This window comes from Epibacterium sp. Ofav1-8 (assembly GCF_022348185.1).
Lineage (GTDB): Bacteria > Pseudomonadota > Alphaproteobacteria > Rhodobacterales > Rhodobacteraceae > Epibacterium.
The window spans coordinates 94,503-107,243 of record NZ_JAKRFD010000015.1; the positions used below are offsets into that span (position 1 = coordinate 94,503).

Genomic DNA, 12,741 nt, shown 5'->3' on the forward strand with positions numbered 1-12,741 from the left:
CATTCCCTGCGCGCATGAACACGACATCATCCGCCGGCTATGCCTTTTCGTTTCATGGCGCCGCACTTTGTGCGCTGGGTGCACGTGCGCTCTGGTGGCCGCAAGAAACGACATTGATCGCCTCCGACCTCCATCTTGGCAAATCCGAGCGGGTCGCACGCCGGACGGGGGTGTCGCTGCCCCCCTATGAGACACGCGATACGCTGGACCGGCTGGAGGGGCTGATTGCGGAACTGTCACCCAAACGGGTGATCTGTCTCGGCGATAGCTTTGACGATGATCGCGCGGCCAACAGCCTTGGCCCCCAGGACAAGGCCCGCCTGTCGGCGCTGATGCAGGGGCGACACTGGATATGGGTGGAGGGAAACCACGACCCCACCCCGCCGCCGCTGGGTGGCGAGGCCGTGGCGCAATTCAGCCTCGGGTCATTGATCTTTCGACATATCGCAACCCCGCAGGGCGTCGGTGAAATCAGTGGCCACTACCACCCCAAGGCCAGCCTGCGCGGGCAATCACGCCCGGCCTTCCTCATGGATCGCAACCGGCTGATCCTGCCGGCCTTCGGCACCTATACTGGCGGGCTACGCAGCACCGACCCGGCACTCACCGCGCTGATGGAGAAGCAGGCTCTGGCCATTCTGACCGGCGCGCGCGCCCTGCCCTGTCCGATGCCCCGATAACGCAGAAACGGCGCGCCTGATGGGGCACGCCGTTCCTTCATCTTTTTACAAATACCTCCGCCGGAGGCCGCGAGGCATTTGCGTCGCTTCAGGCGGTCAGCCCTTCGGGCTCGGCCAGGTTATTGGCACGGCAGCAGGCGGTGACGGTGTTTGCCAGCAGGCAGGCAATGGTCATCGGCCCCACGCCACCGGGCACCGGCGTGATAGCACCGGCGCGTGCCGCTGCGCTCTCATAATGCACATCCCCGACCAGACGGGTCTTGCCCTCGCCCTTTTCCGGTGCGTCGATCCGGTTGATACCCACGTCGATGACGGTGGCGCCTTCCTTGATCCAGTCCCCGGGCACCATTTCGGGGCGGCCCACGGCGGCCACGACGATATCGGCGCGGCGCACCACGTCCGGCAGATCCTTGGTGCGCGAATGGGCGATGGTCACGGTGCAGCTGTCGCCCAGCAAAAGCTGCGCCATCGGCTTGCCCACGATGTTGGAACGTCCGACCACAACCGCATCCAGGCCGGACAGAGATCCGTGATGGTCCCGCAGCATCATCAGACAGCCAAGCGGGGTGCAGGGCACCATGGATTTCTGTCCCGTGCCCAGCAGACCCACGTTGGAGATGTGAAACCCGTCGACATCCTTTTCCGGCGCGATGGAGTTGATGACCAGATCCTCGTCCAGATGTTTCGGCAGCGGCAGCTGAACCAGAATGCCGTGCACCGCCGGATCGGTGTTGAGCTGGTCGATCAGCGCCAGCAGATCCGCCTCGGAGGTCTCCGCATCGAGTTTGTGCTCGAAAGAGTTCATGCCGACCTCGACGGTCTGTTTGCCCTTGGAGCGCACATAGACCTGCGACGCGGGATCTTCGCCCACCAGCACCACGGCGAGCCCCGGGGTGATGTCGTGCTCTTCCTTCAGGCGGGAGACATGCTCTGCCACCTGACCGCGGACCTTGGCCGCAAAGGCCTTACCGTCAATGATTTCTGCTGCCATCGTTTTGTTCCTTGTCACGGTGCAGACCCTTCGTTCGGGCGCTGCTCAAGTCTCCGGGATGTCCCGCGCCTCGCGCGAAATCGACCAATCCACCATATCGCGCCAGATGCGCTCTACCAGACGCGGATCAAGACCCTCGGCCTCGGCCACCCGGCACGCGTTGGCGACAACCTCCTCCACCCGGGACTGGATGCGTGCCGGCCATCCATTGGCCTGCTTCAGTGTCACAGCGCGATCAATATAGTCGGCACGATCCCGAAGCAGCTTCACCAGTTCCACGTCGATGGCATCGATCGCCTGACGCAGTTCGGACATGTCGGCACAGTCTTGCGGCGGTTTGCGGTGGGTCATCTCTCTTTCAAAACTCCTACGGCCCGAGGCATATGCCCCGGGCCGCAGATTGCCCATTTCGAGCCTTAGAACAAGCCTTCGATCAGACCTTCTTCGTTCAGGCGGATGCTTTCCGCCGCCGGGGTGCGCGGCAGACCCGGCATGGTCATGATCTCGCCGCAGACAACCACGATGAAGCCAGCGCCCGCAGAGAGGCGGACCTCACGCACCGGCACCGAGTGACCGGTAGGTGCACCGCGCAGGTTCGGATCGGTCGAGAAGGAATACTGGGTCTTCGCCATGCAGACCGGCAGATGGCCATAGCCCGCGTCTTCCCACTCTTTCAGCTGGTTGCGGATCTTCGCATCGGCCAGAACCTCGTCGGCGCGGTAGATGCGCTTGGCGATGGTTTCGATCTTCTCGAAGAGCGGCATTTCGTCCGGATAGAGCGGACCGAAGTTGGCGGAGCCACCTTCGACCAGTTCCACGACCTTTTCGGCCAGCGGCGCGGAGCCTTCGGAGCCCAGCTCCCAGTGACGGGACAGAACCGCCTCGACACCGTGGGAGGCCACATATTCCTTCACCGCGTCGATTTCCGCATCGGTGTCGGTGACGAAGTGGTTGATCGCGACAACCGCCGGAACTCCGAAGGATTTCACGTTCTCGATGTGGCGGCCGAGGTTGGCGCAGCCGTTCTGAACCGCTTCGACGTTCTCGGCACCGAGATCCGCCTTGGCAACGCCGCCGTTCATCTTCATCGCGCGCACGGTGGCCACGATCACCACCGCGGAGGGGGCGATACCGGCCTTGCGGCACTTGATGTTCATGAACTTCTCTGCGCCGAGGTCAGCGCCGAAACCGGCTTCGGTCACCACGTAGTCCGACACTTTCAGTGCGGTTTTGGTGGCGATGACGGAGTTACAGCCGTGCGCGATGTTGGCAAACGGGCCGCCGTGCACAAACGCCGGGTTGTTTTCCAGGGTCTGCACCAGGTTCGGCTGCATCGCGTCTTTCAGGAGAACGGTCATTGCGCCTTCGGCCTTGATGTCGCGGCAATAGACCGGGGTCTTGTCGCGGCAGTAGGCGACGATGATGTCGCCGAGACGCTTTTCCAGATCCTTCAGGTCGTTTGCGAGGCAAAGGATCGCCATGACCTCGGAGGCCACGGTGATGTCAAAGCCGGTTTCACGCGGGAAGCCGTTGGACACGCCACCGAGGGAGGCGGTGATCTGGCGCAGCGCGCGGTCGTTCATGTCGACCACACGACGCCATGCAACGCGGCGGATGTCGATTTCCTGCTCGTTGCCCCAGTAGATGTGGTTGTCGATCATCGCCGACAGCAGCGAGTGAGCGGAGGTGATCGCGTGGAAGTCGCCGGTGAAGTGGAGGTTCATTTCCTCCATCGGAACGACCTGCGCGTTGCCGCCACCAGCTGCGCCGCCCTTCATGCCGAAGTTCGGGCCGAGGGACGCTTCGCGGATGCAGATCATCGCGTTTTTGCCGATGCGGTTCAGGCCGTCACCCAGGCCGACGGTGGTGGTGGTCTTGCCTTCACCCGCCGGAGTCGGGTTGATCGCGGTCACCAGGACCAGCTTGCCGTCTTCCTTGCCCTGCACGGAGTCGATGAACTCCTGGCTCACCTTGGCCTTGTCGTGGCCATAGGGCAGAAGGTCTTCGTTTTTCATGCCCAGTTTGGCGCCGATCTCCTGGATCGGGAGCTTGTTCGCCGCGCGGGCGATTTCAATGTCACTCTTGTAGCTCATGGCCTGGTTCCTAAGTGTCGAGTTGGCAGGGGCCGGCCACTGGGACCGGCGACTGCCCTACGCTTAGCCCTTCACAAAAAAACCGCGCCATTGGTTTCCGACATAATTGCGCTTCAGAGCGTCTTTGATCGGTTTCGAACCGCCCCGGACCCGAGGCCGTGGGACATATTCTTCCCCGTGGGATCAGGAACCAGCGTTCCAGGCGCGTTGATCCGGCACGAACAGCCGCAGAGTGTCTCCCAGCTTCAGCCGCCCCGGACGCTCCACCCACGCGGTGATTCCCCGCCGGCCCTGGGCTGCCGCCTTGAACTTGGGACCAAAGCCGGCATGGTCCTTTTCGATCTCGCGACCGGGAAGCACACAGGGGCGGTTCTCGATATCTGTGGTCAGGGTGACGCCATCCGGCCCCTGCAAACGCGAGCTGGGGGGCACATGGGTGAAATCCGGAATGCCCCGGACAACCAATGTCGCACCGAGATAGCGCGGATCGAGCTGGCCAAGACCCATGTCATCGGCAATCTGCGTCAGCTCTTCTTCCGAGAGAATGGTCACCTGGCGGGTGTTCCGGATCTCGGTTCCCGGTGCATAGAGATTTTTCACCCGCACGCAGGACGGGCGCTGCGCGCCCGCGTGCCGTTCGCCGGTCAGGCCGTGAAATCCGAATTCCAGATCATCGCGCATATCGGCCTGAATGCCGCCATCGGCCGGGACGATCCCCATCCAGGTGACCTCTGCGCTGAATTCGGTTTCGCGTAAAACGGGCATGGTGATGTCTTTCTGCTCTGAAAATCTGGCGCAAGTCTAGCCACGCGCCGCGCCGCCACAAGGGGGTCAGCCCACGCGTGCCCGCCGCAGTTGCGTTTCCAGAAGACAAATCGACCAGGCGATCAGGGCAGCCGCGAGCAGCTCCAGCAATTCTTCGTAGATCATTGCCGTTTCGATGACCGCCGGATCGAGGGTCAGCCCAAATTCCCCAAGCTTGCGCCCGATCCCGTCGATGCTCTTGGCGACGATGACAAATCCGACAGCACAGGCCCCGCACCAGGCCCAGGGGCGGAAGTGGCGCAGCCCTGACACGAACCCGGGCGCATTCAGTCGAAGCAATCGCAACAGTATCGTCAGCACCAGGAGCACAACCATCAGGCCCACTGCTTTTTCCCAGATCGGAGCGTCCCCGGAATAGAGCCGCAGTTGCAGGATGCCCTCGCTCAGAAACCGCTTGTCAAAATCGAGTTCCCGACTGCACAGCACTACAAACAGCGCCCAGAGCTGCCACTGGGGTCCCAGGACCCGCGAGCGCGAGAAATAGATCACCATGACGGCACACAAGCCCCAGAGGGCTGCGGACACCTTTTCGACCGGACCATCCTCGTGCAGGCCAGCGCTGAACGGGCTGTAAAAGGTTGCGGACGCCCAGATGGCGACGCAGGCACAGACAGTCACCAACCCCGCAAATACAACCGGCGCAGGAAGAAACGGATCTGATGTGGACCGCTCTTGCGTCGCTGGTCGGGCAGAATGATCTGTAAAGGGAATGCGCACAATAGCTCCGGTCGCTTGCAAAGGACCCCTGATATTTGGTTGCGGAGCGCGGGGGTCAAGCACCTTGTAACGGTTTTGTGACGCCATTTACGTTACGGATGGCTCCCTGTCCCGGAAAACAAAAAAGAGCCGCGAAGGATCGCGGCTCTTTCAGAAATGTCCAGACCCTCCGGGTCGCAGCCCGGCGGCGGGCCGTTGCGCTAGGTTGAAGGCTCCGGCTCCATATCGCCTTCCGGCGGGGATTTCTTGGGCTTTGCCTTCGGGATCGCGGTCACGGAGGTGGCGCCGGTATCCGCGTCGTCGTCGGCGTCATCATCCGCCTGCGGCGGTTCACCGTTCATCACGCGCTTGATCTCTTCACCGGTGAGGGTTTCATATTCCAGAAGCCCCTGCGCCAGACGCTCCCACCCTTCCTTGTGCTCTTCCAGGATCTTGTAGGCGCGCTGATAGGCCTCCTCGATGAAGCGGCGCACCTCTTCCTCGATCAGCTCCTTGGTGTTGGCAGAGACGGAGAACCCGGCAGTGTTGCCAGAGTAGCCCTCATGCGCTTCGGCGTAGTCGATATTGCCGACCTTGTCGGACATGCCCCAGCGCAGCACCATCGCACGGGCCAGCTGGCTGGCCTGCTGGATGTCGCCCGCAGGGCCGTTGGAGACGTGGCCTTCGCCGTATTTGATGATCTCGGCAGCCTTGCCCGCCATGGTCATCGCCAGCTTCTGCTCACACTCGTCCTTGTGCCAGTTCAGACGGTCCATCTCCGGCAGGCTCACCACCATGCCAAGCGCACCGCCACGGGGAATGATGGTCGCCTTATAGACCGGATCGCACTCGGGCAGCATCAGCCCGACCACGGCGTGGCCCGCCTCGTGATAGGCGGTCTTTTCCTTCTGGTCGGCCGTGAGCACCATCGAGCGGCGCTCCGCCCCCATCATCACCTTGTCCTTGGCGTTCTCGAAGTCTTCCATGGTGACGAAGCGGCGACCGACGCGCGCGGCCATCAGCGCGGCCTCGTTCACAAGGTTCGCCAGATCCGCACCGGAGAAGCCGGGGGTACCACGGGCAATGATGCGCAGATCCACGTCAGCGCCCAGCGGTGTCTTGCGGGCGTGCACACCGAGGATCTTCTCACGGCCTTTGATGTCGGGGTTGCCAACCGTCACGTTGCGGTCAAAACGACCAGGACGCAGCAAGGCCGGATCGAGCACGTCCTTGCGGTTGGTCGCGGCCAGAATGATCACGCCCTCGTTGGCCTCAAACCCGTCCATTTCAACCAGCAGCTGGTTGAGGGTCTGTTCGCGCTCATCATTGCCGCCGCCATAGCCGGCACCACGATGGCGGCCCACAGCGTCGATCTCGTCGATAAAGACGATACAAGGCGCGTTCTTCTTGGCCTGCTCGAACATGTCGCGCACGCGGCTTGCACCAACACCCACGAACATTTCGACAAAGTCGGACCCGGAGATGGTGAAGAACGGAACACCGGCCTCACCCGCGATCGCGCGCGCCAGCAGCGTCTTACCCGTCCCCGGAGGGCCCACCAGCAGCGCGCCTTTGGGGATTTTGCCGCCGAGACGAGAGAATTTCTGCGGATTGCGCAGGAATTCCACGATCTCTTCCAGCTCTTCCTTGGCCTCGTCGATGCCCGCGACGTCGTCAAAGGTGACGCGACCGTGTTTTTCGGTCAGCATCTTGGCCTTGGACTTGCCAAAGCCCATGGCACCGCCTTTGCCGCCACCCTGCATGCGGTTCATGAAATAGATCCAGACACCGATCAGCAGCAGGAACGGCAGAAGCGTCAGCAGGAAGGACTGGAACGTCGACTGCTGCTGCTTTTCCGCGCGCACGGGGATGTTGTTGTCGATCAGCATCTGGGTGACTTCGGCGTCTCCCGGCTTGATCGTCGTGTAGCTCTGGCCGTCGGAGGTCGTGTAGCGCACCTGTTCGCCATCCAGCGTCACGGTGCTGACATTTCCGCCTTCAACGGAGGTCACGAATTCCGAATAAGTCTTCTCGCGGCTCTGAAGTGTGCTGCCGGATCCGCTGAACAGGTTGAACAGGGTCACGACGAGCAGGAACAGAACTACCCAGAAGGCGATATTGCGTGCGTTGCCCAAAATGGCTCTCCCAAGAATTCCAAGGACGCCACGGCCCTAGCACGCGACGACCATCAGTTGTACCTAAAATAAGGATGATTTGGTCAGGTTCAATGCGATAAAGCAGGCTGCGCCCATGTCTCGGGTCGTCGGATTGCCGCAGCTGACCAGGTTTCGCTCGACTGGAGCGGCGGAACGGCCACCAGCACATCGCCGCGCCAGACCGCTGGCAAGGCCATCAGCACCTCACGCGGGGCCCCGTGCCCGCGCCAATCCTCCAGCTGCGCCAAGCCGTCCGCCCCCAGAGCGCGGACCTCGAAACCGGCCCCCGTTTCAGGCGCTGGTCCTGAAATGCGCCAGGTCTCATCCCAACAGAGAGCCGGCGCCTCTGCCGGGTCCTCCGTCCCGGTCCAGGGCTGGCACAGATCGCGGACCGCCTGATACTCGCGGCAGATCCAGATATGATCGGTTTTCACCAGGATCTGACAGCCCTGCAACGTCGCCCCCCTGCCCCGGCCCAACGCGCGCAGCGCGTCCATCAGCGGCACCCGTCGCGGCGGGTAGCCCTGCCCGGTCACATAAGAAACCGCGCCCACCAGCAGGCGGCGGGCGATCTCCTCCGCCAGGGCATTAAACCCTGACCGATCAAGCACTGCCGCGCCCAAGCGGACCTGCCCCAGCGCCTGTGCCGCCTCTGTCACCTCATGATCCAGCGCCGCATCCGCCATGCGCATGTTGTCGGCCACAGCGGCAAGCGCCTCCACCGTCAATCCGAGCGGCTCCAGCGCTTTCATCGCATCGCGCACGCGCACCCGTTCGAATCGCAGGTCCTGATTGGAGGGATCGTCGATCCAGTCCAGCCCCCGCGCCTTGAGGTAGGCCCGCAGATCGTCACGACGCAGCCCCAGCATGGGCCGCAGGATCGCGGTCCCGTCACGGGAATGTCGTCGCGGCATCGCAGAGAGCCCCGTCACCCCGGAGGCGCGGCGCAGGCGCATCAACACGGTTTCCGCCTGATCGTCGGCTGTATGCCCCACCGCCACCGCCGGGATGCCGCGGGATCGGGCCCAATCCGTCAGCAACCTGTATCGCGCATCGCGAGCCTCACCCTGCAGGTTGCCGCGGCGCGTATCATCAGGCTGCCAGCTGAGAATGTCGTGAGAGAGGCCCAGCGCCTTGGCATGGGAGGCCACCAGCTCCGCCTCGGCCCGTGATTCGGCGCGTAGCCCGTGATCCACGGTCACCACATGCAGGTGGGTCCCTTCCTCACGAGCGATGATTGCCAACACGTAGAGGAGTGCAAGGGAATCGCTGCCGCCCGACACCGCCACGCCCAGAGATCCGGGAAGCGGCCCCAAACCGGCCCGCACCTCGGCCAACAGAGCGTCTTCGGTGGGCGTCAAGAGCACGCCAGTTTGGATCGTTCCTCTTCCGCCGCGGTCACAGCCGGATCGTTGGGGAAGCGGACAGATACCTCCGCAAGGGTGATGCAGGCCTGATCCACCTGCCCGAGCCGGCCCAAGGCCGCGCCCAGCTCATAGAGGGCTTCGGGGGCGATGGCGCCCGAGGTGTCACCGGTGAAGGCCGCCAGATAGGCGCGTGCCGCCTCGCGGGTATCGCCCAGACCGTCAAGCGCCTTGCCGCGCCCGAAATCCACCTTTGCCGTCAACGGGCTGCCCGGATAGGCCTCCTTGAAGGTCGCCAGCTTGTCGGCAGCCATCTGGTAGTTCTCTGCCTCGAGGTCGGTCATCGCGGCCTGATAATCCGCTTCCTCGCCCACGGCGAGCTCACCTGTCCCCGGCTCGGCGGTTTCGGCCGTGCCCGGTGCAATCACCGCCGTTTCGCCCAGTCCGGGAGCGCCCTCGCCCTCGACGGAGCCGCCCAGGGTCGTGGTTTCACCGAGTTGCGACAGGTCCCCTCCCTCGAGCTCCACGAGGCGGAACTCCAGATCCCCGATCCGGTTGGTGCCATCCTCGACGATACGCTGAATGCGATACTGCAGCTGCTCCGTCTGCGCGGTCAGCCGTTGCAGTTCTGCCTCGATCGCCGTCACCCGATCCAGCACCGAAGTGCCCGCCAGCGAGGCCGACGGGGCACCGGTTGTGGACAGCTCCCGGTTCAGGCGCTGCACTTCCACGTGCAGGACCGTCAGCTCCTGACGGATGTCCGCAAGGGTCTGCTCGCGGTCCTGCGCGAAAGAGGGCATGGCGCTGGCCGCAACCAGTGCCGTGGAAAGGAGGATCTGTCGCAAACCACGCATCGGGTCAGCTCACCGCGCCGCCGGCCAGCACGGTCACCGCGCGGCGGTTCTGGGCATAGCAGCTCTCGGCAGAACAGATCTCGATCGGACGTTCCTTGCCGTAGGACACGGTTTGAATACGGCTGGAGGCGACCCCTTGCGAGATCAGATATTCACGCGCCGAATTGGCCCGACGGGCGCCCAGCGCCAGGTTGTACTCGCGGGTGCCCTGCTCGTCCGCATGGCCTTCGATGGTCACGACGTAGTCCGGGTTGGCATTGAGCCAACGCGCCTGCCCGTCCAGCACCGAACGCGCCGAAACAGAGATGCTGGACTGATCGACCTCGAACAGGACACGGTCCCCGATCGCCTCGCGGAAGTAGGCCGGGCTGGAGGGGTCCGCGGTGCTGCCATCCGCACCCAGCCCCGTGCCACCTGCGCCGGCAGTGGTGTCATCCCAACGTGCGTCGGAACAGGCTGCGAGGGCCAGACCGGCCACCAGAAGAATTGCTTTGTTGATACTGCTCATTTGAAATCGCCTCATGTCATCGGACATTTCTTGTCGAAGTGTTAGCATAGTCTGTCTGGCCACGCCACGGGCTTGCACCACGGCGCGGCCAGACGGTTCATCAATCCTGCAACGGTGACCAGGACGGGTCGGAGGCGCCATCCGGAGTCTTGACCGGTTTCAGGTTGCGCCCGGAAATATCCACTGAATAGAGCCGCGCCTGCCCGCTTGCCCCCTGCGTTTCGCGGGTGAACATGATCACGCGCCCGTTGGGCGACCAGGTCGGCCCCTCATCAAGGAAGGACGCGGTCAGCAGGCGTTCCTCGCTGCCATCGGTGCGCATCACGCCAATGTGAAACCGCCCCGCGTTCTGTTTGGTGAAGGCGATGTAATCCCCCCGCGGCGACCAGACAGGTGTGCCGTAGCGCCCCTGGCCGAAACTGATCCGCTTCGCCTCACCGCCGCTGGCCGGCATCACATAGAGCTGCGAGGCCCCGGACCGGTCGCTTTCGAACACGACCTGGCTGCCATCCGGCGAGAACGACGGCGCGGTCTCGATCGATGGGGCACTGGTCAGGCGCTGGGTGCGGCCGGAGTTGATGTCCATGGAATAGAGGTCGGTGTTGCCGCCTTCGGACTGCGAATAGACAACGGTCTGACCGTTGGGCGCAAATCGAGGTGCAAAGCTCATGGTGCCGCTGCCTGCCGACAGCACCCGGCGCTGCACCCGCCCCACATCAAGCACGTGGATCTGTGGGAAACCGCTCTCGTAGCTGGTGTAGAGCACCCTGTCCCCGGTGGGCGAGAATCGTGGCGCCAGTACGATCGACTCGGAGTTGGTCAGATACTGCACGTTGGCGCCGTCGTAATCCATGATCGCCAGCCGTTTCTTGCGGTCGTTCTTCGGCCCGGTTTCAGAGACGAACACCACGCGGCTGTCGAAATAGCCCCCCTCGCCCGTCAGGCGCGAATAGATCGTATCCGCCACCTTGTGGGCGATGCGGCGCCAGCCGTCGGTGGTACCGGAGAGTTGCAGACCGGACCCCAGTTCCTGCCCCGCAAACACATCATAGGCGCGAAAGCGCACGGTCACACGATCACCAGAGATGCTGACCGCGCCGGTGATCAAGGCCTGCGCATTGATTGCCTTCCAGTCGGTAAAGTTCACCGCCGCGTCAAAATCGCTGTAGGGCGAGATATAGGCGACCTTGGGGATCTCGCGAAACAGGCCGGAGCCGGTCAGATCGGCGGCAATCACCCGCGCGATATCCGCCGCATACTGCGAGGCAGCAGGCGTGTCGGCGATGAAATCCGGCACCGCAAAGGGCAGCGGTTCGATCACGCCGTCGGTAATCTCGATCCTGAGCGGCCCGTCCTGTGCCTGCGCCGCCCCCACGGGCAGCAGCATCGCAAGGCCAAGGAGTAGTATCGCTATCGCGTTTCTCATCTGATCCGCATTCCTTCGGGGTTGAATGTCATCTCAATATCACGCCACTGCGCGTATTTGTCAGCCGGGAGATCAAATCCTTTTGATCCACAGCGGATGATTGCGCGGCGCGCGGCCTCATAGGCCTGTCTGGCCGAACTGTCGGAGCCGCCGGAACTGGACCGCATTCGGATCGACCCAATGTCGGGCACCCCGTCGCGCGACAGCTCCACGCTGACCACAACGGTGGTGCGCAGCGCCTCGCTGGACAGCGAGCCGACGTTCCAGCAGCGCGATACCGCAACCCGCAGTGCATCCTTTTCCCCCCGCGTCATCGGTGGGCCGGAGGGTTCCGGCGCCTCGACCTCGCCCGTCCCGGCCAGCGCCTCCGCAAGCGCATCATCCACGGCGGAACTCTCGACCTCGGGGTTTGGTTCCGCCACCGGGTCGGAATTTTCCGGCGCTGTTGCAGTCTCGACCTGCTCCGGCTCCGGTGCGGCGGTCGGACGTTCGGGACGCAGACGCGGTCGGACACTGGCCAGCGGCGCGGTCGGTTCGGCATCATCCGCCTCCGCCTCGGTCACGATGCGATCACTGGCGGCCTCCGGGGCGGTGGCCTCCTGCACCGGCTGATTGACCTCGGCACCCGCATCGGGTGCGACCTCTTCCCGGGCCACATCATCGACCTGGGTGTCCGGTTCCGGTGGTTGCACCGGCTCCGGCGCGACCCGATCCGTCGGCTGGGCGGTCTCCGGCTCTGCGGTCTGCGGCAGATCGGTCACGATGTCGGGCACATCCGGCGCGTCCGGCACCACTGTCGGCACCTCCGGTGTCGGCTCCGGCGCGGGCGGTTCCGGCTCCGCTTCGACTGTGGGCGCCTCGATCGGCTCGGGTTGTGCGGTGGGCGGTTCCGGCTCGGGCTGCGGCCGCTCGGGGATCGCGGGTGCGGTCTCGGCCACGCTGGGCGTGACCGGCGCAACCGGGTCCTCGGCCACCTCCGGCGCGGCCTGCTGTTCGCTCAGCCGCGCGAATTCCTCGGCGGAGATAATGGAGACGTCCTGACTCTGGAACGGCAGCGGGTCGGAGTGGAACCACCCGCCCACAAGCGCCCATGTGATCAGGATCCCATGGCCTGCTACAGAGATCTTCGTGCCGGTCTGCACATCATC

Annotated in this window: 12 protein-coding genes; 1 reads left to right on the forward strand and 11 read right to left on the reverse strand. The window is 63.9% G+C overall.

What is annotated here, in order from left to right; translation table 11 throughout:
• Nucleotides 1–14 precede the first annotated feature (14 nt).
• Nucleotides 15–680: a ligase-associated DNA damage response endonuclease PdeM gene (gene pdeM / locus MHM97_RS19990; RefSeq protein WP_239324838.1), complete on the forward strand. Its 666-nt coding sequence runs from the start codon at nt 15–17 to the stop codon at nt 678–680.
• Nucleotides 681–768: 88 nt separating this feature from the next.
• Here the strand turns inward: pdeM and folD are convergent, their stop codons facing one another.
• From folD to MHM97_RS20045, 11 genes are all read right to left on the reverse strand, one after another.
• Nucleotides 769–1,671, reverse strand: a complete 903-nt coding sequence (gene folD / locus MHM97_RS19995; protein WP_239324840.1) for a bifunctional methylenetetrahydrofolate dehydrogenase/methenyltetrahydrofolate cyclohydrolase FolD — start codon at nt 1,669–1,671, stop codon at nt 769–771.
• Between the two features lie 45 nt (nt 1,672–1,716).
• Nucleotides 1,717–2,022: a chorismate mutase gene (locus MHM97_RS20000; protein WP_239324842.1), complete on the reverse strand. Its 306-nt coding sequence runs from the start codon at nt 2,020–2,022 to the stop codon at nt 1,717–1,719.
• 65 nt (nt 2,023–2,087) lie between these two features.
• Nucleotides 2,088–3,764 (reverse strand): formate--tetrahydrofolate ligase, encoded by a 1,677-nt coding sequence (locus tag MHM97_RS20005; protein WP_239324844.1) that lies wholly within the window; start codon nt 3,762–3,764, stop codon nt 2,088–2,090.
• Between the two features lie 183 nt (nt 3,765–3,947).
• A complete protein-coding gene (locus tag MHM97_RS20010) occupies nt 3,948–4,529 on the reverse strand; it encodes an MOSC domain-containing protein (protein WP_239324846.1) in 582 nt (193 codons plus the stop codon).
• A gap of 66 nt (nt 4,530–4,595) precedes the next feature.
• Complete coding sequence (locus MHM97_RS20015; protein WP_239324850.1) at nt 4,596–5,207, reverse strand: hypothetical protein; 612 nt, start codon at nt 5,205–5,207, stop codon at nt 4,596–4,598.
• 299 nt (nt 5,208–5,506) lie between these two features.
• Entirely contained in the window at nt 5,507–7,420 is a 1,914-nt protein-coding gene (ftsH, locus tag MHM97_RS20020; RefSeq protein WP_239324855.1) for an ATP-dependent zinc metalloprotease FtsH, read from the reverse strand.
• A gap of 89 nt (nt 7,421–7,509) precedes the next feature.
• Nucleotides 7,510–8,808: a tRNA lysidine(34) synthetase TilS gene (gene tilS / locus MHM97_RS20025; protein ID WP_239324858.1), complete on the reverse strand. Its 1,299-nt coding sequence runs from the start codon at nt 8,806–8,808 to the stop codon at nt 7,510–7,512.
• Entirely contained in the window at nt 8,799–9,659 is an 861-nt protein-coding gene (locus MHM97_RS20030) for a tetratricopeptide repeat protein (RefSeq protein WP_239324861.1), read from the reverse strand. The genes tilS and MHM97_RS20030 overlap by 10 nt, the downstream gene beginning before the upstream one ends.
• Before the next feature lie 4 nt (nt 9,660–9,663).
• A complete protein-coding gene (pal, locus tag MHM97_RS20035) occupies nt 9,664–10,167 on the reverse strand; it encodes a peptidoglycan-associated lipoprotein Pal (RefSeq protein WP_239324864.1) in 504 nt (167 codons plus the stop codon).
• Nucleotides 10,168–10,267: 100 nt separating this feature from the next.
• Nucleotides 10,268–11,593: a Tol-Pal system beta propeller repeat protein TolB gene (tolB, locus tag MHM97_RS20040; protein WP_239324867.1), complete on the reverse strand. Its 1,326-nt coding sequence runs from the start codon at nt 11,591–11,593 to the stop codon at nt 10,268–10,270.
• Complete coding sequence (locus MHM97_RS20045; RefSeq protein WP_239324869.1) at nt 11,590–12,735, reverse strand: energy transducer TonB; 1,146 nt, start codon at nt 12,733–12,735, stop codon at nt 11,590–11,592. The genes tolB and MHM97_RS20045 overlap by 4 nt, the downstream gene beginning before the upstream one ends.
• Nucleotides 12,736–12,741 lie beyond the last annotated feature (6 nt).